Origin of the sequence: Synechococcus sp. GFB01, assembly GCF_001039265.1 — a bacterium.
Classification (GTDB): domain Bacteria; phylum Cyanobacteriota; class Cyanobacteriia; order PCC-6307; family Cyanobiaceae; genus NIES-981.
Map to the genome: position 1 here is coordinate 58718 of NZ_LFEK01000111.1, position 22801 is coordinate 81518.

Genomic DNA, 22801 nt, shown 5'->3' on the forward strand with positions numbered 1-22801 from the left:
CGAGGCGCATGGCGTCTGGGGGCTATGGCCTCCGGCCGACTGCGTCTACATGCCGTCGTTGAGCTGCTCCGGACGTGCCTGGCCCGTGGTCATCGCGGGCCCGAACCGCTCAGAATGGGTATACAGACGCTGCCACGCAGGCTGGATGTCGATCCCAACAGGAGGACTGCCGACATGAATCACGAACCAGCCATGGAGGGTCGTGAGGCCACGCCAGCTCCATTCCGATCCCGCACGGAGCGCATCCAGGCCNGCAAGTCGTTGCGCGATCCAGTGCCGCGCAGCAGCCATGCCGTTTGGCGACCGCCGACCACCCGTCGCGATCCGATTGAGATCCTCGAAGCCTCCAACCAGGATCGACTTCCGGAGCTCATCCCCATCCGGTATNGGCGGATGCTGCGCAGCCCGTTCACCTTTCTGCGGGGTTCTGCTGCGTTGATGGCTGACGATCTGTCCAGCACCCCGAACACCGGCATTCAGGTGCAGGCCTGTGGCGACTGCCACCTCCTGAACTTCGGCCTGTTTGCCACTCCTGAGCGCAATCTGATCTTCGGGCTGAACGATTTCGACGAAACCCATCCCGCACCCTGGGAATGGGATCTGAAGCGCCTCGTGGCCAGCATGGTGGTGGCTGCGCGGGATAACGGGATCAGCGATGATGACGGTGAAGCGGCCGCCGTTGAATGCGCACGTTCCTATCGAGAACACCTGCGCGAGTACAGCCAGATGAGTCCGCTGGACGTGTGGTACAGCCGGCTCGATGCCGACACCATCATTGCCATGGCACCCGATGCCAAGGCGAAGAAACTTCGCGAGCGCATGGCGGACAAAGCACGCCGGCGCATTATCGAGCATCTCTTCCCCAAGATCGTCAGCCAGGTGGGCGGCAGGCATCGCTTTGTCGATCAGCCGCCGGTGATCTTTCATGTCACGGAAGAAGGCTTCGAGGAACGCGCTCAGGAGGCCCTGAAGGCCTACCGCCAGAGCCTCTCGGATGAACGCCGCGTGCTGTTGGATCGCTATCGACTGGANGACTACGCCACGAAAGTCGTGGGCATCGGCAGCGTCGGCACACGCTGCTTCATTGCCCTCTTCTTCTCCGAGGAAGACCACCCGTTGATCCTGCAGGTCAAGGAGGCTCGCCGCTCCGTTCTCGAGCCCTACACCCAACCCTGCCGATACGCGAATCAGGGGCAGAGGGTGGTCACCGGACAGCGGTTGCTGCAGTCGTCCAGCGACATCTTTCTGGGCTGGGCACGCGGCCAACNGGGCTACGACTTCTACGTACGCCAGCTACGGGACATGAAGATGTCTGTGCCGATCGAGGGCCTGTCTGGGGTGCAGCTGTTTCGCTATGCCGAGCTCTGCGGCTGGACCTTGGCCCGTGCTCACGCCAAATCCGGCGATGGCGCAACGATCAGCGGCTATCTCGGCAAGGGCGATCAGTTCGACCTGGCCATGGGCCAGTTCGCTCTGGCGTATGCCGATCAGACCGTCCAGGATCACCAGGCCCTGCTGGAAGCCGTCGGGACAGGACGCGTGGAGGCGCTGGTGGAGGAGGATCTGTAGCGGCGAGAGCCGCTGCGGATGCGCTCGGGCAGATCGGGATTGGACAGGAAGGCCGTGCCGAAGGCCACCGTCTCCAGCACCTCCAGCAGCAGCCGGGCCCGGTGCGCGATCGGCCCGCCGTACGGGCCGCTGCGGTGGTTGCTGCTGTAGCGCAGGAACGCATCGAGCAGGTAGCCGTTGGCGCCATGCACCTCCACGCCGTCGAAGCCGGCGGCCATGGCGTTGCGCGCCGCCAGGCGGAAGCCCTCCACGATGGCCGGGATCTCGTCGTCGCCCAGTTCGCGCGGCACCACGTAGGGCTGCTTGCCCTCGGGCCTGCGCAACTCCTCCCAGCTGATGGTGGTCAGGCTGTTCACCGCGGGGATCCAGGCGGCGGGTGAGCTGGTGGGGCAGCAGGGCCTGATTCAGGGCTTTGAGTTCACCCATGAACTGGCCTGGATGTCGATCGCACCCTGATCGGTCCCGGAGTCACCTCCAGCACCCTGGCCCGCATCGATGCCGATCTCGATGATCTGCTCCTCCCCTGGCTGATCGACCTGTCCTGTTTCGCCTCCATCTCCCACCCAGCCCTGCTGGCTCACATCCAGCGTGCCGGCAGGGTGCTGCTGCCGAAGATGACGATCGGCGAGGACGGCCCCATCGGCCTGATCGGCCTGTAGTTCCAGAGGCGCTAAGGACTGTGTCCCCCGCCGGTTGGCCCCGATCGCTCTGCTTACGGTCCAGGAAGTGCGATCAGGCAACCGAGCCCCATGACCGAACTCGGCAAGTGCCCCTTCAGCGGCCATGGTGCGGCCACGCTGCCCGTCGCGGGCCGAGGTCCCTCGCCGCGCGACTGGTGGCCCGATCAGCTCAATCTGGGGATCCTGCATCAGCATGGCCCGGCCTCCAACCCGCTCGGGCCGCAGTTCGACTACGCCGAGGCTTTCCGGCAACTCGATTACCACGGCCTCAAGCGCGACCTGATCGCGTTGATGACCGATTCTCAGGACTGGTGGCCCGCCGACTGGGGCCACTACGGGGGCCTGTTCATCCGCATGGCCTGGCACAGCGCCGGCACCTACCGCACCGCCGACGGCCGCGGTGGCGGTGGCACCGGCAACCAGCGCTTTGCGCCGATCAACAGCTGGCCCGACAACGGCAACCTCGACAAGGCCCGCCGGCTTCTCTGGCCTATCAAGCAGAAGTACGGCAACCGCATCTCCTGGGCCGATCTGATGATCCTGGCCGGCAACTGTGCGCTCGAATCGATGGGGCTGCGCAGCTTCGGTTTCGGTGGCGGCCGCGCCGACATCTGGCAGCCGGAGGAGGACATCTACTGGGGCAGGGAGTCCACCTGGCTCGGCGAGGAGCGCTACAGCGGCGATCGCCAGCTCGAAAGCCCCCTGGCGGCCGTGCAGATGGGTCTGATCTACGTGAACCCGGANNGCCCCGGCGGCGTACCAGACCCGGTGGCCTCCGGACGCGATGTGCGCGAGACCTTCGCGAGGATGGCGATGAACGACGAGGAAACCGTGGCCCTCACCGCCGGTGGCCACACCTTCGGCAAGGCCCATGGCGCCGGCAGTGCCGAGCTGGTGGGTCCCCCGCCCGAGGGTGCTCCGCTCGAGGAGCAGGGGCTGGGCTGGCGCAACCGCCACGGCAGCGGCAAGGGTGCCGATGCCACCACCAGTGGCATCGAGGGTGCCTGGAAACCCCATCCCACCCGCTGGGACATGGGCTACTTCGACACGCTGTTCGGCTATGAGTGGGAGCTGATCAAGAGTCCCGCCGGCGCCTGGCAGTGGCAGGCCAAGGACGTGCCCGAGGAGCACCTGATCCCCGACGCGCACATCCCCGGGCTCAAGCACCCGCCGATGATGACCACGGCGGATCTGTCGCTGCGCTTCGATCCGATCTACGAGCCGATCTCGCGCCACTTCCATCAGCACCCCGAGGCCTTCGCCGACGCCTTCGCCAGGGCCTGGTTCAAGCTCACCCACCGCGACATGGGGCCCAAGGTGCTCTACCTCGGCCCTGAGGTGCCGCAGGAAGACCTCCTCTGGCAGGACCCGATTCCGGCGCTCGATCACCCGCTGGTGGATGAGGCGGCCATCGCGGCTCTCAAGGAGCGGGTGCGGGCCTCCGGCCTCAGCACCGCCGAGCTGGTGTCCACCGCCTGGGCGTCCGCCTCCACCTTCCGCGGCTCCGACAAGCGCGGCGGTGCCAACGCGCCCGCGTGCGTCTCGCGCCCCAGCGGGACTGGGCCGTGAACCAGCCCGAGCAGCTGCAGCGGGTGCTGGGCGTGCTCGAGGGCATCCAGCAGGGCTTCAACGCCTCCCGCGGTGATGGGGTGCGGCTGTCGCTGGCGGATCTGATCGTGCTCGCCGGCGGCGTGGGGGTGGAGCTGGCGGCGGCCGCGGCCGGTCACGCGGTGGCCGTGCCGTTCAGTCCGGGCCGGATGGATGCCGGCCAGGAGCAGACGGATGCTCACTCCTTCGCGGTGATGGAGCCCCAGGCCGATGGCTTCCGCAACTGGCAGAGGGGCTCGATGAGCGTGGCCGCCGAGCATCTGCTGGTCGACCGCGCCCAGTTGCTGGGCCTGAGCGCCCCGGAGATGACCGTGCTGGTGGGCGGTCTGCGGGTGCTGGGCGCCAACACCGGCGGAGTGCGCCACGGGGTCTTCACGGAGCGGCCGGGAGTGCTGAGCAACGACTTCTTCGTGAACCTGCTCGACATGGCCACCACCTGGGCCCCTGTGGATGAGTCCGGCGAGCTGTTCGAGGGCCGCGACCGGCGCAGCGGCGAGCTGCGCTGGACCGGCACCCGGGTGGATCTGGTGTTCGGCTCCAACTCCCAGCTGCGGGCCATCGCCGAGGTGTATGCCCAGAGCGATGGGGCTGCCAGGTTGGTGAGCGACTTCGTGGCCGCCTGGGTGAAGGTGATGAACGCCGATCGCTTCGATTTCAAGCGCTGAGCAGCAGCGGTGAGGAACCGGCCTCTCTGCTGACCCCAGGCTCACGCTTCTGAACCGTCGGGCCCCAGGGTGCTCGGCAGGTGGCCGGTCTTCACCCAGATCGTGCAGCCGGCCTCGCTCCAGGGTCGGTGAGCACTGCCCGGCGGATTGCGCAGCCAGCTGCCGGCCGGATAGCTGCCGTGCTCGTCCTGGAACACGCCGTCGAGCACCAGGATCTCCTCGCCGCCGGGATGGCCGTGGGGCTGAAACACCGTGCCAGGCGCCCAGCGCACCAGGGCCACGTGTTCGGAGCCGAAGGTGTGCAGCGGCATCACCTCCAACCCCGGCACCAGCCCGGGCAGCCAGGCTTCTCGGGTGGTGTCGAGCCGCACGTGCTGCCGATCGGCAGGGTGCATCTGATGCAGCTTCACCAGGATCGTGCAGCCCGCATCGCTGAAGGGGGCGTGGCTGGAGCCCACCGGATTGCGCAGGTAGGTGCCGGCCGGATAGCTGCCCTGCTCATCGGAGAAGACACCGTCCAGCACCAGGATTTCCTCGCCACCGCCATGGCTGTGGCGATCGAAGCGGCTGCCGGCGGCATAGCGCACGATCGAGGTGGCACNGGCCACTTCACCGCCGCGGCGATCGAGCATCCGCCGCTCCACCCCCGCCATCGGCGAAGGGGCCCAGGCCAGGGAGCCGGTGTCGAGCATCACGGGCTGGCGGAGGTCGGCGTAAAGGTCCATGGGATCGATTGTGCTCAACCCGGTGCTCTCCACTGCGGTGGGCAGGCCTTCCAGCCCTGCTGTCGCTTCTGTCGCCACAACCGGATGGCGTCCTCGCGCCTGAGTTCCATCCGGCGCTTGAGCAGTGGCACGGGCTCGCCGGGAATCAGCTCGCCCGCGGTGATCTCCAGGGCCTGGTTCCAGCGGGCGTCATGCACCGGGCGGAAGTGGAGCACCTGCCGGCCATCGCTGAGCCAGCCTTCGCGGGGCGAGAACGCTGGGCGGCTGCTGCCGTCATCGATCGGCATGCCCTGCTCAGGCCACCTCCGCGCCCAGCCCCGTTGGCGCACCAGGTCGTCGGTCCAGTTGGCACAGCACTGGATGATCTGCTCGCCCTGGCCGATCAGCCCCTGGTGCAGATGGCAGGCGAGCAGGGGAATGCCATCGGCTCCGGGGTGATGGCGGAAGAAATGACAGGTGAGGCAGACCGAACGGCTGCGGCTCGGTCGCAGAACGCGCTGATCCAGCTGCGGCCACGCCTCGGGGGGCTCGTTGCGGGAGGGCTGGACGAACGCAAGGGGGACGGGGACCATGACCGCATCAGCAGGGGTACACCTGTACTAGCGCAGGATGGGAGTGGTGTCACCATCCAGCCCGCTCCGGGTCTGGCCCTGCTCCAGGGGTCATGCCGATGCTGGCGCGTCTGCATGGTCTTGCCTTGCCGGCGCTGCTCTCCCTGGGGCCATTGGTGCCTCTTGCTTCACCGGCAATGGGCGAGGTGGTGAGTGAAGCGATCGTCTTCACGCCGTTTCGTGCTGATCCCGCGGCTGGCGACTGGTTCAGGTGGTGCCGGGCCGTGTCAGCGTTCGGCTGCATGGTGTGCTGTTGCCTGAGCAGGTGATCGAAGCTGGAGACAGAGAGTTGGTCGCCCAGAGAGAACCCGATCTGCGCCTTTGGGGGGAGGTGCGGATCAACAATCACCAGTACGAGTCTGTGTTGCGACCAGCAGGCAACACTCTCGTGCTGCGCTTCGCTGCAAACCCCGGCGAAGCGGTCTATCGCAGTTACCTTCGGCTGCAGAACGATCGCCGATGTCGTGCGCACGGATGAAACGGCTGATGGTCGAATGGTCTCGAACTGCTTCGCCGCTCCGTATGTCAGGAGTGGTCGCTAGGAGGCCCTCTCACCCTGGTCCGCCGCCGTCCATGGCGCTTCCCCATCCCACACCTGAACTGATCGGCTGGAGTGTGACGCTGCTGATCCCACTTCTGGTGGCCTTTCTGGTTCCGGTCTCGGCGCCATCGCGTCGCAGTCGGCGCTGGCTATCGGTGCTTCAGGTGACTGGGATGGCACTCACGTTGATCGGCCTGATCATGCCTCTGGTGATGTTCCCTGTCGTTCTGCTGGTGATGTTCTGCGCGATCTTCAGCGGGCTCGTGCAGATCCTCACCCAGTTCACCAGTGGATTCCGCTGTCCTGAGCTTCCCTGGGCCTCCGATGGCCTTCTGGTGACCCAGCTTGGGGTGGCTCTGCTGCTGTTCGCCACCGTGCGGCGATGGCGGCTGGCCAGGTAGATGGGCTCGCCCTCGAACGCCCTGCTCCGCGATCCCTGTTGTCACACAGGCTGACGCTGCCCCGAACTGGGCTGCCGGATCGCCCACGTCATGGCACGCTCGCCTGTTCTGGACTGGACTGGAGATTACGGACTTGTGGACAGGAGCGCCGTCGGGTCTACCGTCTAACAGGTAGACACCCTCGACGCATGCGGATCACGCACACGCGCCACGAGCACCTGGTCGTCCTCTCGGATCGGGAGGCGTCGCTTGTGGTCGACGCCTGCGCCCTGGTGGTGCTGGCCTCCCAGTCGGTTCCCAACACCACGCTGCCGGCTGAGATGGCCACCGTGCTCGCCCAGCTGTTCGACGGGCTCAGGGCGCCTTGCGCCGTTCAGGGCGACAGGGAGCAGAATTGCTGAAGGTCAACAGGCACCACCGATGAGGGTTCCCCGCCGATGAAGGTTTCCCGTCTTGGCGATGACCATCTGCTTTGCCTCAGCGCCGAGGAGGTTGATCTGCTCGTGGATCTGTGCCACGCCGGTGCCTTCTCCGATCACATCGATACGTCCGACGAGCGGCGCCAGCGCCTCGATGCCTTCCTCTGGCAGATTCAGCAGTCGCTGCTGCCCGGCGTTCAGAAGCGCTTCAGCAGGCGGGTCGTGAAACGCCCCGGAAGGGCCTGAAGCCCTTCAGCGGGCTCTGCCCTCCACCTCGGTGTCGGAGCCGTTCTGGTGCCCATTCATGTGCTTCTCACAGGCCCGGCTGCTGCCGGTCAGCCCCAGCAGCACGGTGCCTGCGGTGAGGGCAAGGACCAGCAGACGTCTCATGGGTGTTCGGTGAATGCCCTGAGGGTATGGGCCAGCTGCGGGTCGGGCACGCTTTGTGTGGGAGCGGTCACCGGCTGAGGGCCCACCGCAGGGCACCGAGACCGATGGAGAGGCCCACCATCGTGTTCCAGGCGATGGCGCGGCGGGTGCTCAGGCGCTGCAGAAGCGGCGGCAGGGGCAGTGAACTCCGCAGCAGCAGCGTGGTGGTGACCAGCAGGTAGACCGCGGGAATGCCCAGTGCCAGCAGGAGCTCCTTGGTCACGGCCGTGGTCCCGCTGGGGTGGTGTTGTGATCCGAGGGTCACTCTCGAAGGGCGCCTCCAACCAGAACGCGGCGGGCCTGGTGGCGGCTGACTCAGAACCGGAAGCTGGTCTTGAGCAGGGCGCCGAACTGAGCCTGACCGCCCTCGTTGCCGCCGGGGTTGTTGAGATAGAAGATCGCCGGCGTCACCGAGATGGCATCGCTGACCTGCCACTGGTACCACCACTCCCAGGCCCACACACCCGTCTCGGTGTCGACCCCGCTGCGGGTGGCGGTGGCAAACGCCGGCTGGCCCACGCCCATGCCGAAGCTGTTGCCTTTGGCGAGCACATCCGCCCACTGCAGACCCACCATCCACGACTGGCTGGCGCGCAGGCCGCCGCCGGAACTGCGATTCAGCCCATAACCGCCGCTGATCGAGGGGATCCAGCCGCTGTCCGCGGGTTGCCAGAAACCACTGAAGCCGTAGGCATCGCTGGTGGCGCCGGTGGCTTCGATGGCGGTGGTGATGAAGGGGGTGGCACCCGGCACGCCCACGCCAGCATCGAGATGGGAATAGATCGCGGCGATGCCCCAGCGCTCCTGGCCGTAGCCCAGCTGCAGGGTCCCGGTGCCAGCGGAATCGCTGCTGAACAGGCCCTGACTGGAATCGGCACCATTGGCCGCCACAACGTTGGCGCTCACACTCCAGCCGTTGTGCTGCCACCACAGGCCCAGGCCGGGGCCGAGGTTCTTGTTGTAGGCCAGCGGTGCCCCGTTGAGGGTGAGCACGTTGAGGATGGTGTCGCTGGGATAGGCGCTGGGCCAGAGGGCGAGCATGTCCTCCTGACCCACCCGGNGCNCGAGGGTGGCCGTGAACTGCCTACCGATCGGGAACTGGTAGAAGAGCTTGTCGATCCCCACCACATCAGGTCCGCCCTCTTGCTGGAAGGCGATCTCGAGGGTGGACAGGCCGCCGCCGAAGGCATTGCCATCGCCGTCGAAGTTGCCGGCCCGCAGCACCGTGCGCAGCAGATCCCTGCCGCTGAAGCTGGTGTCGAGATTCAGCTGCAGGTCATAGCTGAAGGTGACCTGCTCGCCGGCGGGATTGTTGCTCACCCCTCCCACCACGAAGGTGGCCAGGCCCGAGAGGTTGGTGGTGGTGGAGAACTGGCTGGCCTCCAGTTCGCCCGCCTTGGCCTCGAGGCCATCCACCCGGCCCTGGAGCACGGCCAGCTCGGGCTCGAACGCGCTGATCAGACCCTTGAGCTCATCGCTCACCTCGGTGACCCGATCCAGGCAGGCGTGGAGCAGGGCGGCCGCCTCGAAGCGGGTCAGGGCACGACCGCCGCGATAGCTGCCATCGGGGTAGCCGGCCACGCAGCCGTAGCGTTCCACCAGGTTGCTCAGGGCCTGGTAAGCCCAGTCGCCGGGGCGAACATCGGTGAACCGGCTGATGCTGGTGAGCTGCTCGGCCCCCGTGGCTGGGCCTGTGTAGCGGGCAACGTCTGGGAGGTTCAGTTCGCCTGCACCGACGCTCCAGGGTGTCATCACCCCCAGCAGGGCCGGGGCCAGCAGCAGCGGGCCCAGCCTGCTGCCCATGGTGGTGGCGGTGGCGAGCACTGCACTCACAGCTGTTGTTGCAGGTGCTGCAGCTGGGCCACGCTCAACACGGCCTTCTGAGGCGGCATCACGGTGGGGAAGGCCTGCAGCATCGCGCCAATCGTGGCTTGTCTGGCTTTCAGCGCGGCGGCGTCGGCAGGCTGGCTGGCGATCGCCCCGCTGAGGAGCCGCTGCGCCTCGAGCAGAAAACCACGGGCGTCCTGATATTCGATCACTTCCACCACCTGATCGCCGGCAAGGGCCGCGTCGTATTCGGCCGCGGCGGTTTCGCCCAGCTGGCGCACCACCGCGAGCACCATCGGATCCGGCGCTCTGGTGTCTCCTTTCACCGACTGGGTCACCGCTGCAAGGGCCTGCTGAGCCTTCGCCAGGCTGACGGCGGTTTCANGGGNGCCCGGGTTGAGGCGAACCTGCTGGCGCAATGCTTCCAGCGCGGGCAGGAAGGGCGGAATGCCCCGGCTCTGCAGGGCTGGCTGCAGCACGCCGTAGAGCTCATCCACCGGATGGCCCACGTGGGGCTCGGCGGCGTTGTATTGCCGTTGATCCAGCAGCTCCTGCGCCACCAGCAGGTGCCCCTGCATCTGGGCCAGCACCAGCAGCACATCGAGATCGCTCTGGACGGCACTGGCAGGACCGGCTTCTCCGCCTTCCCCTCCTTCACCGCCCTCGGCACTCCGTTCAATGGCGTGATGCTGCTGGGCAAGCGCGTGGGGAGCACGGATCGCTGAGGCCAGCAGGCCCGCTGTCGCCCCCACGCTGAGGAAGATCTCAAGGGCACGGCGAGGACGGGGCATGGGGCGACAGGGAGCCGTTGTCATCCTTTCTCCTTGCCAGCTCCCGCAGCTGACCCATTGCCAAGGCGCCAGGTGACCAATGGCACAGCCGCCTGTGCCCAGTCGGCTGTGCTGGCTGGATCAGGCCGTCACCACCTCAAAGAAGCCCATGCAGCCCCGCTCGGCGATCTGATCCTGGTGGGGGTGCACCATGTAGCGCCCGGGGAAGGGGAAGGAGAACTCGAGGATCTGGCGTTCGGCCACCCCCAGCGTCACCACGTCGGTGGTTTCAATCCAGCCAGGACGGATCACCTTGAATTCATTGGCATGGAGATGGAAGGTGAGCGGACCCTCCAGTTCCGTCATGTTGAGCAGGTAGAGCCGCACCGGGGCGTTCCGACGGATCCGGATCGGATCGTGCATGTANGCGTCGGGGATGCCGTTGAAGGCATAGAGCTCGTTGCGGCCATCGTTGTTGAGGTCGTAGCCGCCCATCACCAGCACCAGTTCATCCGCCGCTGTCCGAGGCGCCACCGGATCCACCACCAGCAGGCCGAACAGGCCCTTGCCCACATGCCTGGAGACCGGCGCCACGTGGCAGTGATAGGGGTAGAGACCCGCCCGCTCCAGGTCGAATTCATAGATGGCGGTGCGCCCCTTGAGTACCGGCTCGATGCCGTCCACTTCGGCGGGATGCACCCCATGGAAGTGAAGGCTGTGGGAGGTGCTGTCTCCGTTGCGGAACACCACGCGGATCCGCTCGCCCTCGCGGGCCCGCAGCGTGGGCCCGGGGATCCGGCCGTTGAGCGTCCACGCCTTGAACAGCACCTCACCACCCAGCGGCAGGGTGATGCTGCGGGCTTCCACCTCGAACACGCGTACGCGGCGCCCGCCCTCCTCCAGCAGCCGTCCCCGTTCGAAGCTGCGCAGGCACTCCTGCGGATTGAAGGGCAGCGGGCGGGCGGATTCGCTCATGGCCGCCGCTGAGCGCTGCAGGTCCAGGCCCAGCAGGGAGCCGCCGGCCAGCAGCAGGCCGCTGGCGGTGAGGAGCTGACGGCGGCTGATGGGCTGCACGGGTGCCTGCGGAGCGCTGGCCTCAGCCTTCGCCGCCCTCGCCACCTTCGCCGCCGTTCTGGTTGGCGGGAGCGGGTTGCGTCTGGTGCTGCTGCTGTTGCTGCTCCTGATCGCCTCCCTGTTCACCGGCTTCGGGAGCCTTGCCGCAGGCGAGCGTTCCGCCGGCCAGGGCCACGGTCGTCAGGAACAGGGCCATGCTCTGGCGTTTCATGGGGATGGGAGGCGCATGGGGTTGCCTCGATCCTGCAGGAGCGCTCTCCCCTCTGGCGACCGAACCTGACCGGTCGCTGTTTCATCCGTCACAGTCGATGCGCTTTCTGATCCAGCCCCTGCTTTCCCCTCAGCAGACCGAGGCCATGGTCGAGCAGTTGGAGGCGGCCGCCGAGGCCTGGCGACCCGGGGCGGAAACGGCCGGCTGGCACGCCCGCGACGTGAAGAGCAACCGCCAGCTCGATCGCCGCAGCACGCTTCACCAGCATCTCGCCGCTGAGCTGCGGGATCAGCTGCTCCGCCATCCCCTGATCCAGGCGGGGGCATTCCCCGGCCGCATCCACGGCATCCTGTTCAGCCGCAGCGGCGTGGGGCAGGGCTACGGGCGGCACGTGGACAACGCCTGGATGGCCGGGGGCCGCTCCGATCTCTCCTTCACGGTGTTCCTCAGCGACTGCGCCGCCTACGCAGGCGGGGAGCTGGTGCTGGAGTCGCCCGGCGGCGAGGAGTGTTTCCGGCTGCCGGCGGGGCAGGCGCTGGTGTACCCCAGCACCCTGCTGCATCGGGTGGAGCCGGTCACGGCCGGGGAGCGTCTGGTGGCGGTGGGCTGGATCGAGAGCCGCATCCGCCATGCCGATCAGCGCGAGCTGCTGTTCGAACTCGACACCGCCCGCCGTGCCCTGTTCGAGCGCAGCGGCAAGGACGAGATCTTCGATCTGATCAGCCGCTGCTACAGCAACCTGCTGCGCCGCTGGGATGGTTGAGGCTGCCGCCTAGGCCAGAGCGGCCGCTGCCGGTCACAAGAAAGCCGCCCGTACGGGCGGCTGTGGGAGTGGACGATGCCTGAGCCTGGTCGGCTCGCGGGCAGCAGCGGGCCGGAGTTACCAGCGCTGACCACCACCGCCGCCATTGCCGCCACCGCCACGCGGTTCGGCCTTGTTGACGCGGATGTTGCGGCCCATCCACTCCACGTCCTGAAGATCGTCGATGGCCTTGGTTTCCTCGGTGGTGCTCGCCATGTCGACGAAGGCGAAACCACGCTTGCGACCGGTTTCGCGGTCGAGCGGAAGGGTGCACTTCTTCACTGAGCCGTACTCAGCGAAGAGATGCTGGAGGTCCTCCACTTCGGCGTCGAAGGAGAGGTTCCCTACGTAGATGGTCATGCAATGAACAGATGGTATGAAGCCGATTCGTCGAAAGNCCTGAAGAAAGTTGCCGGCCTTGAGGTGAAATCCTGTGGAACTCGCCGCTCGGGGAAGAAACCCGCTGAAGAGTGATCGTTGAATCGTTTCAACCCTACACCATGTCTGTGGACGGTCCGGCGNCTGGCCAGCAGACTGCTGGAGGGACGCCCGATGCTGGTCGGCGGGCCGTGCCGCTGCCGCCGTATGCCCTGGCCCTGAGGTCGCCAACGCGTGGTCTTCGACTCACCCCGTTCGTACACCCTGCTCTCGGTGGCAGCTGCGGTGGCCACCATCGTGCTCAAGGCCGCGGCCTGGCGGCTCACCGGTTCGGTGGGCCTGCTCTCCGATGCACTCGAGTCCGCCGTCAATCTGGTGGCGGCCCTGGCGGCCTTCTGGGCCCTGACCCTGGCGGCCAAACCGCCGGACCGGAGCCACCACTACGGGCATTTCAAGGCCGAGTACTTCTCCAGTGGTCTGGAGAGCGGTCTGATCGTGCTGGCCGCCCTTGTGATCATCCAGGCCGCCCTCGGGCGCCTGCAGAACCCTCAGCCGCTCGAGCAGATCGGCCTGGGCCTGGCCCTCTCGCTCGTGGCCACGGCCCTCAACGGGCTGGTGGCGGCGGTGCTGCTGCGCGCCGCCCGCCGCTTCCACTCGATCACCCTCAGGGCCGATGCCCATCACCTGCTCACGGATGTGTGGACCTCGATCGGCGTGGTGGCGGGTGTGGGGCTGGTCCGTCTCACCGGCTGGAACGTGCTGGACCCGTTGATCGCCATCGCTGTGGGGCTCAACATCGTGTTCACGGGCTGGTCTCTGCTGCGCGAGACGGCGACCGGTCTGCTGGACCGCTCCCTGCCGGAGCAGGAGCAGGGACAGCTGGAAGCGCTTCTGTCCGCGAGGGCCGGTGATGGCATCGCCTTCCACGCTCTGCGCACTCGCGTGGCGGGATCCCGTCGCTTCGTGAGCCTGCATGTGCTGGTGCCCGGCTGCTGGAGCGTGCAGCGAGGCCACGATCTCTGCGAGCAACTGGAACGGGACATCGCCGCGCTGCTGCCCCGCAGCCATGTGTTCACCCATCTGGAGCCGATCGAGGACCCCGTCGCCTGGGAGGATGANGGCTTCCGCTGGGAGCAGGGCTGAGCGGGCCGCGGCCCGAACCCCCTTCGCGCCGCCGCGGGAATCGTTGCCTGGCCGGATCATCGGCTCCAGGATGGGGCACCGGGCTCCGGCCCCATGACCCGATCCGGAACGCTCCCCGCCCCGTTCTGGGCCGTCGAGCCGGAGGAGTTGCTGGCCGCTCTCGACAGCGGCGAGGGCGGGCTGTCGGAGCCGGAGGCCAGCCGGAGACTGGCCCTGGCGCCGCCTGATCGACGGCATGGCCGGGATCGGCTCCAGGCGTTGGCGCTGCTGGTGCGGCAGTACACCAGCCCGATCGTGCTTCTGCTGATCGTGGCCTCCACGCTTTCGTTTCTGCTGCACGACCCCATCGACGGCGGGATCATCCTGTTGATCGTGTTCGTGAGCGGACTGCTCGGCTTCTGGCAGGAGCGGGGTGCCGCCATCGCGGTGCAGGCGCTTCTCCAGAAGGTGGAAGCCCGATGCCGGGTGCGTCGCGGGGGGGAGGAGATCATGGTTCCCGCCGCCGAACTGGTGCCCGGCGACATCGTGTTGCTGGTGGCCGGCAGCAGCATCCCCGCCGACTGCCGCGTGCTCGAGGCCGAGTCCCTGGCGGTGGATCAGGCGGCGATCACCGGCGAGAGCACACCGGTGGAGAAGCGGGAGGCGCTGCTGCCCGGCGCCACGCCGATGGCCAGCCGCGCCAACGTGCTCTATCTCGGCACCCACGTGGTGAGCGGCAGGGCCACCGCCGTGGTGGTGCACACGGGAAAGGCCACCGAGATGGGGGCCATCGCCGAGCATCTGCAGCAGCGCAGCGGGCCCTCGGAATTCGAGCAGGGGGTGCGCCGCTTCGGCGATCTGCTGCTGGAGCTCACGATGTTGCTGGTGCTGTTCATCTTTGCCTTCAACATCTATCTCCAACGGCCGTTCTTCGATTCCTTCATGTTTGCCCTGGCACTGGCGGTGGGCCTCACCCCCCAGCTGCTGCCGGCGGTGATCGCGGTGAATCTCGCCCGGGGAGCGCGCCGGATGGCCGAACGCCAGGTGATCGTGAAACGGCTGTCCTCGATCGAGGACTTCGGCAGCATGACCGTGCTCTGTTCCGACAAGACGGGCACCCTCACCGAAGGGGTGGTGAAGGTGGTGGCGGCGATCGATCCGCAGGGTCGGCCGAGCCGCGACGTGGCCTTCCATGCCTGGCTGAATGCCTCCCTGCAGGCCGGTTTTCCCAATCCCATCGACGCGGCGATCCGCCAGGCCTGGAGTTTCGATCCGGGCCGCTGGCGCAAGGGCGGCGAGATCCCCTACGACTTCCGGCGCAAGCGCCTCTCGATCCTGGCCGAGGGCGACAGCGGCGCGCTGCTCGTCACCAAGGGTGCCCTCAGATCCGTGCTCGACTGCTGCGACGAGGCGCTGCTCCCGGAGGGGCCGGTGCCGATCGCCGCGGTGCGGGAGGCGATCGAGCGGCTCTACGCGGACCACAGCGCCCGGGGTCTGCGCACCCTCGGGGTGGCCTGCCGGCCGCTGGATCCCGGCCTGTCCATCGGAGCGGATCTCGAGCGAGGGCTTCGCTTCCTCGGGCTGCTCGTGCTGGCTGATCCGCTCNAAGCCCGACATCGGCCGCACCCTTNNNGNNCCNNGNCNNCCTGGCCGACCTGGGGGTGAAGCTGAAGATGATCACGGGCGACAACGCCCTGGTCGCCGCCCGCTTCGGCGGGGAGGTCGGCCTCGATGGCTCCGCGCTGCTCACCGGTGCGGAGGTCGACGCCTGCGCAGAGGACGCCCTGACCGTGCGGGCCCGTTCCACCGACATCTTCGNCGAGGTGGAACCGAATCAGAAGGAGCGGATCATCCGGGCCCTGCGACGCGGCGGCGACGTGGTGGGCTACCTCGGCGACGGCATCAATGATGGCCCTGCCCTGCACGCGGCCGATGTGGGCCTCTCGGTGCAGGGAGCCGCCGACGTGGCGCGCGAGGCCGCCGACCTGGTGCTGCTGGCTCGGGATCTGGAGGTGCTGGTGGATGGCATCCGCGAAGGGCGGCGCACCTTCGCCAACACGCTGAAGTACGTGTTCATCGCCACCAGCGCCAACTTCGGCAACATGTTCAGCATGGCGGGGGCCTCGCTGTTCCTCCCCTTCCTGCCGCTGCTGCCCAAGCAGATCCTGCTCACCAATCTGCTCACCGACCTGCCGGAGATGACGATCGCCACCGACCGGGTGGACCGCGACTGGGTGGAGCGGCCCCGCCGCTGGGACATCCGATTCATTCGCAACTTCATGCTCACCTTCAGATTCGTGAGCTCCCTGTTCGATGCTGCGACCTTCGTTTTGCTGCTGCTCGGCCTCCATGCGGGCCCTGCCGAGTTCCGCAGCGGCTGGTTCCTGGAATCGGTGATCTCCGCCAGCCTCATCGTGCTGGTGGTGCGCACCCGCGGGCCGCTGCTCGCCGGTCGACCCTCCCGCCCGCTCGTGCTCGCCACCATCGGCACGATCCTGGCGACGCTGCTGCTGCCCTTCACCGCCCTGGGCCGTCTGTTCGGCTTCGCGCCTCTGCCCGGCTGGTTCCTGCTGCCGCTGGGTTTGATCCTGCTCGCCTATGTGCTCACCGCCGAGGCGGCCAAGCGCCTCTTCTACGGCCGCCTGCGGCAGGGCTGATCCGTCCTTGCCAGGCCTCCGGGGGCCTCAGGCCAGCAGGACGGCGACGATGCCGGTCACGAAGATCCCGTCGAAGGTGCCAGCTCCGCCGATCGAAGCCACTGGAGCTCCGATGCCGCGCAGCCGGCCCAGGTTCATCAGGTCNGCACCGATGAGGGTTCCCATGGTGCCGCCCACATACGCCGCCGCCGCCCGCACGTCCGGAGCCAGAAGCAGGGCTGCCGCCACCGCGACCAGCGGGGGAATCCCGATGGGCACCACGATGCCCACACCTGGCACGGGCCGTGAGAACAGATGGGTGACGACAGCCACCAGGCCGGTCACGGCAAGGAGCCGCAGCCCATGCCCCACCACCAGGACCAGGTAGGCCGAGAGGAGTGTGGGGATCACGGCANCCCCGAGGTTCACGGCGAGGATCGTTGCTGCCCTTGGCTTGACCACGGGGATCACGTAGGGCACGCCGTGCACCACCACGATGCGGTCGGAGAGGAGACGGCCCGCCGGGAGGCGGGCGATCGGAAGGTTCACCGCACTGCCGGCGAGCGAGGCCAGCAGCAGTGCCAGTGCCGTGCGGTGATCCAGCCCGAGCCGCTCATAGGCGAAGGCCACCACGTGCAGCTCGACCAGCAGCAGCGGGATCAGGAGCAGGACCGCCAGGAGTCCGGCGAAGACCAGGCTCCAGGGGAGGTAGTGGGGCGCCGACGGTCGCACGTTGAGCCTCTCTTCAGGCACGCTGCGTGGCGATGGCCTTGCGCGCTGCATCCGCCAGGATGAGCACCAGAGGGGCCAGTGCCATCCACGCCAGGGCGGTCACGGGGAATGGCGCCATCGCAACGATGCTCCCCAGTGACGGAACCAGCACCAGACTCGCAGTCAGGAGGAGTTCGATGACCACACCCAGCCAGAGCAGACCGTTGGGCTGGCGGAGCATCACCCAGGCCGGGCGCTGTTCGCTGCGGCACGCCAGCAGCACACCCACCTGGCCGAGCACGATCACCGTGAAGGCCACGCTCGAGGCCCTGACCTGGAGGGTCTGAACAGCAGCGGGAGCCTCGTGGTGGAGGAGCTGTGGGGCCAGGGACTGCAGCTCCGGCAGGCTGACTCCCGCCGTGCGCCACACGAGCAGATAGGCGAGCATCGCCAGAGAAGCCTCGATCAGCCCGAGGAACAGGTAAGCCCTGCGCAGCAGCGGGCCGTCCATGAGCGGAATCTGGGGAGAACGCGGCGGGTGGTGCATCAGTCCCGCCTCAGGCAGTTCCGCGCCGAGTCCCAGGGCTGGCAGCACGTCGGTGCCGAGGTCGATGGCGAGGATCTGCATCACCGTGAGGGCGGCGGGGATGCGGAGGGCCACCATCGCCAGGAACGGCATGGCCTCCGAGAGGTTGGCGACCAGGATGTAGGTGATGAACTTGCGGATGTTGGCCACAACGCCGCGGCCATAACGGATCGCCTCGACGATCGAGGCGAAGTTGTCATCCAGCAGGACGATGTCGGCGGCCTCGCGCGNCACATCGGTGCCGATTCTGCCCATCGCCACCCCCACGTCCGCCGCCCGCAGGGCCGGGGCGTCGTTCACCCCGTCGCCGGTGACGACCACCACCTCGCCCAGCTGGCGGTAGGCCTGCACCAGGCGCAGCTTCTGCTCCGGTGCCATGCGAGCGAACACCAGCCGGGTGCGGTACTTGAGCAGCCTCCGCAGGTGCACGTCGCTGATCTGGGCCAGGGTGGAACCTTCGATCACCCGCACCGGATCGGCACTGGAGTGGCTGTTCCCGGCCGGAAGATCGAGCAGGCCGATCTGTCTGGCGATGGCCTGGGCGGTCAGCCCGTAGTCCCCGGTCACCATCGTGACCTTGATGCCGGCCTGGCGGCATTGACGAATCGCCTCGGAAACCTCGGGGCGTGGAGGGTCGTACAGGCCGATCAGACCGAGCAGCAGCAGGTCGGCCTCCAGCTGTTCCGGCTGTGCCGTGAGCAGACCGGCGCCACCGGGGCGCACCGCCACGGCGATCACCCGGTAACCCTGTGCCGCGAGGGCGTCGTTGGCGGCCAGCGCAGCCTGCCGGGCCTGAGGGGTCAGGGCCTCGGGGCCCGAGGGACCCACCTGTCCGGTGCAGAGGTGCATCACCTCGATGGGTGCCCCCTTGGTGATGACCAACTTCCCTCCCGCCGGCAGGGCGACGGCCTCCATCGCCTCGCTGGCCTCGATCACCACCGTCATCCGCCGACGGTGCGAATCGAAGGGGATCTCGCGGCAGCGCGGCAGCCACTGCTGTTCCTCCCCATGGATGACCCCGGCGGCGGCGGCGGCCAGCAGGATCGCCGTCTCGGTTGGATCACCGCTGGCCCGCCAGGGTTCGGCGTCGCTGGGGCCATGGTTGAGCCGGGCGTTGGAGCAGAGACTGGCTCCCAGCAGGATCAGCCTCTCGAGCGCCGGGGAAGGATGGGCCAGCCAGGTGCTTTCCACCGCCATGCGGTTGCAGGTGATCGTGCCGGTCTTGTCGCTGCAGATCACGCTGACCGAACCGAGCGCCTCCACAGCCGAGAGGCGTCGCACCAGGGCATTGCGCCGGGCCATCCGCTGCACGTTGAGCGCCAGGGTGAGGGTCACCTGGGGCAGCAGTCCCTCTGGCACGAACCCCACCAGGATCCCCACCGCATAGACCATGCTCTCCTGAACGCTCATTCCCTCGAACAGGACGCTGACCGCGAAGGTGAGCAGGCCGGTGGAGAGGGCGATCGCCGTGATTGTGCGCACGATGCGCTGGATCTGGATCTCGAGGCTGCTCGCGCCACGCTCGGTCGTGGCGGTCAGATGCGCCACCTGGCCAAACTCGGTTTCGCTGCCGGTGGCGTAGACCAGGCCTTCGCCTCGGCCGGAGGCCACCGTGGCACCCGCAAGCAGAAGGTTGGCGCGCTCACGGGTGGGGATGTCCGGTTGGGGCTGAGGCTCGCTGGAGCGTGCTACCGGCAGGGATTCGCCAGTGAGTACGGAGAGATCCAGGTACAGCAGGTTGGACTCGATCACCCGGCAGTCGGCCNGCACCCGGTCACCTTCCTCAAGCATCACGCGATCGCCGCTCACCAGCTGATCGGCGGTGAGGTCCACGGGCTGGCCGTCTCGCCAGACCTTCACGCGCGGCGGAAGGCTGCCCGCGAGGGCCTGCAGGGTGCGTTCCGCCTTGAATTCCTGCCAGAAGGAGAACAGGGCGTTGATCAGGATCACCGCCCAGATCGCCCACCCCAGGGGGGCGGAGTGGGCGATGAATGCCAGTGCCCCCGCGACCCACAGCAGCAAGGCGAGGAAGTGGAAGAGCTGGTCGGTGAAGCGAAGCAGCAGTGACCGGCGACGCAGGGGCGGCAGGCTGTTGGGACCCCAGCGCTCCAGCCTGCGGAGGGCCTCGGAGGTGTTCAGGCCCTCTGGACTGCTCTGCAGGGCTGCATAGGCCTCTTCGATGCTGATCGACCAGATCGGCCTGGCGGCAGAAAGCTGCATCGTCCTCCGACAGGCGTCGGCTCCATGCTGGCTGGAATCCCGGTGCCGGTCGCATCCGGGGCCCTCTCAGGGGTGGGTGGCGGGCCGATTCGATCATGATCTCGGCCTGCCGCCCGCAGCGGCCCTCCGGTCGCCTGGCTGACGGACCAGCACGCCTAAGGGGAGAGTGGATCAGCCCGCCGGCCTCGGTTGAACTCGAAGCTGATCAGCAGTCCCACGCCGACCAGCAGTGGCGCCAGGTAGTAGATGAGCCGGTAGACGAGCAGAGCCCCGACCAACCTCTCGGGACTGGTGACGGACCCCAGCAGGAGCAGCAGCACGCTTTCGAACACCCCCAGTCCGCCTGGCACGTTGCTGAGAATCCCGGCCATCTGTGCCAGGAGATAGGAGCCCAGAAACACCGGGAAGGGCAGCTGAGCTGCCGGCAGCAGCAGGCAGTAGAGAACCCCCGCCGCCAGCGTCCAGTCACAGGACGTGATGCCGATCTGGGCCAGCGAGAGAGACAGCGGCAGGCGCGGCAACTCCCACCTGCCCAGACGGAGCGATCCCCGCTGGAGGGCTGTTCCCACGAGGTACAGACCCACAAGCAGGAGAAAGAGCAAGCCGATCGGATGGGCCGTGCGCACCGGAAGCCGCAGCAGCGGAGGCACGGCAAGGGGCTCGAGACTGAACACGATCCCGCCCACCGCCAGCAGTCCGACCCAGAAGCTGAGATTGCAGAAGGCGATGATCCGGGCGATCGTGCCTGCTCCCAGACCCCAGAGGGAATAGAAGCGCAGCCGGATCGAACCGCCGCTGAGCAGGGCCATGCCGATGCTGTTGCTGATCGCGTAACTGATCACGGCCACCAATGCAGCTCGTCGGTAGGGAACAGCGACTCCGACATAGCGCACTGCCAGAGCATCGTATGCCGTCAGGAAGAGATAATTCACGGCTGTGAGAATCACCGCAGCCACCAGGCCCCAGATGGGGATGCGTCCAACGCTGGCGATGACATCGTTGAGGCTGATCCCACGCAGCTGACTGTTCAGCGCCCAGGCGGCCAGAACGAACAGGGCAAGGCTTAGCAGAAGCGGCGCCAGCCGCTGCAGGCGGTGCAGAAGCCGTTGGAGTGCCGTGCTGAGGAAGCGGGCACCGACGAGATCGACGAGGTGATCGTTGGTGTCGGCTCGCACCAGGGCAAGCACGATTTCCGGCAGATCAGCCAACCGACGGTAGACAAGATACCGGCTCTGCCAATGAGGCTGAAATTTCTCCTTGTAAGCCCGCAGGCCCTGAAAGTGATAGATTCTGTTGAGATGGTGATAGAGGTAATCGATCACCTCCTCGATGCTGCTCCCCTTGCTGTCATCGCCAACCCCGGAGAGAGCGGCGAGGCCGAGATTGAAGCTTTCATAGCCACGAGTGCGGCACTCCTCCAGCAGGGAGACAAACAGGAAATCCATGGTTCCATGCTCCACTCCGGTGCGCTGTCGCATCAGGTCGATGGTGATCTCGTTCTTCCGGTATTCAGGCACGAGGTTGGCAAAGGCAACGGCAGTATGGTTTCTGTCTTCCAGCACGGCAATCTCACATTCGCGCAGATAGCTTTCATCGAACCAGCCCACCGAGAACCGCTTCTCCGTGGCCTGAAGATGACGCAACCATTCATCACTGATGCCACGCAGTTGGTTCAATAATTCAGCTCGAATGGGTGGGGACTCGAGCACCACCCGATATCCCAGGCTGGTGAGCTTGTTGACCGACGGTCGCAGATCCCGGCCGGCCTTCCCCTTCAGCGTGAAGCCGCTCAGGGAGACCACGCCCTCCTCCCCGATCTTGAGAGCATGCCAGCCCAGGCTTTCATACTGGCTCAGAGACTCCGGCAGCACCTGATAGAACGCAGGAACCCAGTCATTGCGCTCGCAGAACGCGAGGAATCCCTGCAGTGCGTCACGCAGATCGGACCGGGGCCCGATCGGATCACCCAGCGCCACCGCCCCCCTGCCGCGGACGGTGTAGGCGATCACGCTCTCACCTGAAGGGCTGAACCAGAACCATTTGTCCGGCAACAGGGCGATCCTCGCCAGGGACGAGCGGCCGTGTCGCTCCACCAGGGTGCGAGCGTGACGGCGATCCTGATCGCTGGCCTCATCGCGGAAGATCACCGGCCGGAAGAGCATCACCGCGGCATACACCAGGGTGATGGCACCGACGATGTCGATCGAGTCGGCGAAGAAGCGGCCGTAGCCCGTGACCGGCTCCAGCCCGCCCTCGTTCAGCGTGAGAAACATGGAGAGGGTCTGCAGCGCAGCCCCGGGCAGGCTGAAGCTCACCGCGTAGTGCCGATCGAGCAGAAAGAAGCCCAGAGTTCCATACACCAGGATGAAGAGCAGGGCCGCCAGGGCAACACGGCATCCCTGAAGCAGCGANGGCCTGTCCGAGCGAGCGGTGAAGCTGGATCGCATGGCGAGCAGCAGGCCGATCAGGCCGCAAGCCAGCAGCGTGTTCCCCCCAACCCTTCCACTCAGCAGCTGATTCAGCAGTGACAGAGCCAGCAGGATCAGCGTGACCAACCAGGCCAGCCATTTGCGCCGCAGCAGGTTCGCCGCCAGCTGGAAGAAGAAGAAGGCGCTCACGGCCGTGAACAGGCGGCTGCCGTGACGCCATCCGACCGGCAGCAGCACTGCCGGCCACTGCAACCGCTCCGGCAGCACCGGCGCCACCACCGACCCGAGCTCCAGCAGCCCCAGCCATGCGGTCAGGAGCGCGATGGCCCCCACCCCGATGCGCGCAGCTCGTCCCGGCACTGTGTCCTCCACGCCTGTCGCGGTGAG

21 protein-coding genes and 2 pseudogenes are annotated in these 22801 nt (G+C 67.2%); 10 read left to right on the top strand and 13 right to left on the bottom strand.

What is annotated here, in order from left to right; translation table 11 throughout:
• The first annotated feature begins 273 nt into the window (after nt 1–273).
• Entirely contained in the window at nt 274–1569 is a 1296-nt protein-coding gene (locus SYNGFB01_RS10880) for a DUF2252 domain-containing protein (RefSeq protein WP_235300122.1), read from the top strand.
• Here SYNGFB01_RS10880 and SYNGFB01_RS14405 read toward each other — a convergent pair.
• A complete protein-coding gene (locus SYNGFB01_RS14405) occupies nt 1503–1925 on the bottom strand; it encodes a hypothetical protein (RefSeq protein WP_048018031.1) in 423 nt (140 codons plus the stop codon). The genes SYNGFB01_RS10880 and SYNGFB01_RS14405 overlap by 67 nt on opposite strands.
• Nucleotides 1926–1973: 48 nt before the next feature.
• On the bottom strand, nt 1974–2150 hold the full coding sequence (locus tag SYNGFB01_RS14705; protein WP_161795888.1) for a hypothetical protein: 177 nt from the start codon (nt 2148–2150) through the stop codon (nt 1974–1976).
• 168 nt (nt 2151–2318) lie between these two features.
• On the opposite strand from SYNGFB01_RS14705, the pseudogene katG reads away from it, so the two are divergent.
• A pseudogene (gene katG / locus SYNGFB01_RS10890) lies at nt 2319–4522 on the top strand (catalase/peroxidase HPI).
• A 41-nt stretch (nt 4523–4563) separates the two neighbouring features.
• Here katG and SYNGFB01_RS10895 read toward each other — a convergent pair.
• Nucleotides 4564–5247 carry a cupin domain-containing protein gene (locus tag SYNGFB01_RS10895; protein ID WP_048018062.1) on the bottom strand — a complete coding sequence of 228 codons (684 nt, stop codon included), beginning with the start codon at nt 5245–5247 and terminating at the stop codon, nt 4564–4566.
• A 14-nt stretch (nt 5248–5261) separates the two neighbouring features.
• Nucleotides 5262–5819 carry a DUF1651 domain-containing protein gene (locus SYNGFB01_RS15685; protein WP_235300123.1) on the bottom strand — a complete coding sequence of 186 codons (558 nt, stop codon included), beginning with the start codon at nt 5817–5819 and terminating at the stop codon, nt 5262–5264.
• 250 nt (nt 5820–6069) lie between these two features.
• Here SYNGFB01_RS15685 and SYNGFB01_RS14410 point away from each other — a divergent pair, with 250 nt between their 5' ends.
• The 4 genes from SYNGFB01_RS14410 (at nt 6070) to SYNGFB01_RS10920 (ending at nt 7465) form a co-directional block, all read left to right on the top strand.
• Nucleotides 6070–6336, top strand: a complete 267-nt coding sequence (locus SYNGFB01_RS14410; protein WP_235300124.1) for a hypothetical protein — start codon at nt 6070–6072, stop codon at nt 6334–6336.
• 95 nt (nt 6337–6431) lie between these two features.
• Nucleotides 6432–6800 carry a hypothetical protein gene (locus SYNGFB01_RS10910; protein WP_048018032.1) on the top strand — a complete coding sequence of 123 codons (369 nt, stop codon included), beginning with the start codon at nt 6432–6434 and terminating at the stop codon, nt 6798–6800.
• Nucleotides 6801–6988: 188 nt separating this feature from the next.
• Nucleotides 6989–7201 carry a hypothetical protein gene (locus SYNGFB01_RS10915; RefSeq protein ID WP_048018033.1) on the top strand — a complete coding sequence of 71 codons (213 nt, stop codon included), beginning with the start codon at nt 6989–6991 and terminating at the stop codon, nt 7199–7201.
• Between the two features lie 36 nt (nt 7202–7237).
• Nucleotides 7238–7465 (top strand): hypothetical protein, encoded by a 228-nt coding sequence (locus SYNGFB01_RS10920; RefSeq protein WP_048018034.1) that lies wholly within the window; start codon nt 7238–7240, stop codon nt 7463–7465.
• A 6-nt stretch (nt 7466–7471) separates the two neighbouring features.
• On the opposite strand, the gene SYNGFB01_RS14710 is transcribed toward SYNGFB01_RS10920, so the two are convergent.
• The 5 genes from SYNGFB01_RS14710 to SYNGFB01_RS10945 form a co-directional block, all read right to left on the bottom strand.
• Nucleotides 7472–7609 carry a hypothetical protein gene (locus tag SYNGFB01_RS14710; RefSeq protein ID WP_161795890.1) on the bottom strand — a complete coding sequence of 46 codons (138 nt, stop codon included), beginning with the start codon at nt 7607–7609 and terminating at the stop codon, nt 7472–7474.
• 67 nt (nt 7610–7676) lie between these two features.
• A complete protein-coding gene (locus tag SYNGFB01_RS10925) occupies nt 7677–7871 on the bottom strand; it encodes a hypothetical protein (RefSeq protein WP_048018035.1) in 195 nt (64 codons plus the stop codon).
• Between the two features lie 92 nt (nt 7872–7963).
• Complete coding sequence (locus SYNGFB01_RS10930; RefSeq protein WP_369795553.1) at nt 7964–9481, bottom strand: iron uptake porin; 1518 nt, start codon at nt 9479–9481, stop codon at nt 7964–7966.
• A 905-nt stretch (nt 9482–10386) separates the two neighbouring features.
• Nucleotides 10387–11319, bottom strand: coding sequence for a multicopper oxidase domain-containing protein (locus tag SYNGFB01_RS10940; protein WP_048018037.1), 933 nt, complete (start codon nt 11317–11319; stop codon nt 10387–10389).
• A gap of 22 nt (nt 11320–11341) precedes the next feature.
• Nucleotides 11342–11530 (bottom strand): hypothetical protein, encoded by a 189-nt coding sequence (locus tag SYNGFB01_RS10945; RefSeq protein WP_048018038.1) that lies wholly within the window; start codon nt 11528–11530, stop codon nt 11342–11344.
• A gap of 97 nt (nt 11531–11627) precedes the next feature.
• On the opposite strand from SYNGFB01_RS10945, the gene SYNGFB01_RS10950 reads away from it, so the two are divergent.
• Nucleotides 11628–12293, top strand: coding sequence for a Fe2+-dependent dioxygenase (locus SYNGFB01_RS10950; protein WP_048018039.1), 666 nt, complete (start codon nt 11628–11630; stop codon nt 12291–12293).
• Between the two features lie 117 nt (nt 12294–12410).
• Here SYNGFB01_RS10950 and SYNGFB01_RS10955 read toward each other — a convergent pair whose 3' ends face one another.
• Nucleotides 12411–12692, bottom strand: a complete 282-nt coding sequence (locus tag SYNGFB01_RS10955; RefSeq protein WP_048018040.1) for an RNA-binding protein — start codon at nt 12690–12692, stop codon at nt 12411–12413.
• Between the two features lie 252 nt (nt 12693–12944).
• Between SYNGFB01_RS10955 and SYNGFB01_RS10960 the strand changes: the two genes are divergently transcribed.
• From SYNGFB01_RS10960 to SYNGFB01_RS16030, 3 genes and pseudogenes are all read left to right on the top strand, one after another.
• The gene (locus SYNGFB01_RS10960) at nt 12945–13853 is read left to right on the top strand and encodes a cation diffusion facilitator family transporter (protein WP_048018041.1); all 909 of its coding nucleotides are present in this window, start codon (nt 12945–12947) and stop codon (nt 13851–13853) included.
• 93 nt (nt 13854–13946) lie between these two features.
• Nucleotides 13947–15497: pseudogene (locus SYNGFB01_RS14415) on the top strand (cation-translocating P-type ATPase).
• Entirely contained in the window at nt 15494–16489 is a 996-nt protein-coding gene (locus SYNGFB01_RS16030) for an HAD-IC family P-type ATPase (RefSeq protein ID WP_200900104.1), read from the top strand. The pseudogene SYNGFB01_RS14415 and the gene SYNGFB01_RS16030 overlap by 4 nt, the downstream one beginning before the upstream one ends.
• Before the next feature lie 27 nt (nt 16490–16516).
• On the opposite strand, the gene SYNGFB01_RS10970 is transcribed toward SYNGFB01_RS16030, so the two are convergent.
• The 3 genes from SYNGFB01_RS10970 to SYNGFB01_RS13415 all read right to left on the bottom strand — a co-directional run bounded on the left by SYNGFB01_RS10970 (nt 16517) and on the right by SYNGFB01_RS13415 (nt 22786).
• Nucleotides 16517–17221 carry a DUF1614 domain-containing protein gene (locus tag SYNGFB01_RS10970; protein ID WP_200900105.1) on the bottom strand — a complete coding sequence of 235 codons (705 nt, stop codon included), beginning with the start codon at nt 17219–17221 and terminating at the stop codon, nt 16517–16519.
• Entirely contained in the window at nt 17214–19985 is a 2772-nt protein-coding gene (locus SYNGFB01_RS10975) for a cation-transporting P-type ATPase (protein ID WP_048018042.1), read from the bottom strand. Before SYNGFB01_RS10975 ends, SYNGFB01_RS10970 begins: the two co-directional genes overlap by 8 nt.
• Before the next feature lie 155 nt (nt 19986–20140).
• Nucleotides 20141–22786: a phosphatidylglycerol lysyltransferase domain-containing protein gene (locus tag SYNGFB01_RS13415; RefSeq protein ID WP_200900106.1), complete on the bottom strand. Its 2646-nt coding sequence runs from the start codon at nt 22784–22786 to the stop codon at nt 20141–20143.
• Nucleotides 22787–22801: the final 15 nt, after the last annotated feature.

Excerpts from the sequence above, each read along its gene's own strand:
- SYNGFB01_RS15685 (WP_235300123.1), bottom strand. The coding sequence starts at position 5,819 with ATGGTCCCCGTCCCCCTTGCGTTCGTCCAGCCCTCCCGCAACGAGCCC.
- SYNGFB01_RS10915 (WP_048018033.1), top strand. The coding sequence starts at position 6,989 with ATGCGGATCACGCACACGCGCCACGAGCACCTGGTCGTCCTCTCGGAT.
- SYNGFB01_RS10955 (WP_048018040.1), bottom strand. The coding sequence starts at position 12,692 with ATGACCATCTACGTAGGGAACCTCTCCTTCGACGCCGAAGTGGAGGAC.
- SYNGFB01_RS10945 (WP_048018038.1), bottom strand. The coding sequence starts at position 11,530 with ATGAAACGCCAGAGCATGGCCCTGTTCCTGACGACCGTGGCCCTGGCC.
- SYNGFB01_RS10910 (WP_048018032.1), top strand. The coding sequence starts at position 6,432 with ATGGCGCTTCCCCATCCCACACCTGAACTGATCGGCTGGAGTGTGACG.
- SYNGFB01_RS14710 (WP_161795890.1), bottom strand. The coding sequence starts at position 7,609 with ATGAGACGTCTGCTGGTCCTTGCCCTCACCGCAGGCACCGTGCTGCTG.
- SYNGFB01_RS10950 (WP_048018039.1), top strand. The coding sequence starts at position 11,628 with ATGCGCTTTCTGATCCAGCCCCTGCTTTCCCCTCAGCAGACCGAGGCC.
- SYNGFB01_RS10920 (WP_048018034.1), top strand. The coding sequence starts at position 7,238 with ATGAAGGTTTCCCGTCTTGGCGATGACCATCTGCTTTGCCTCAGCGCC.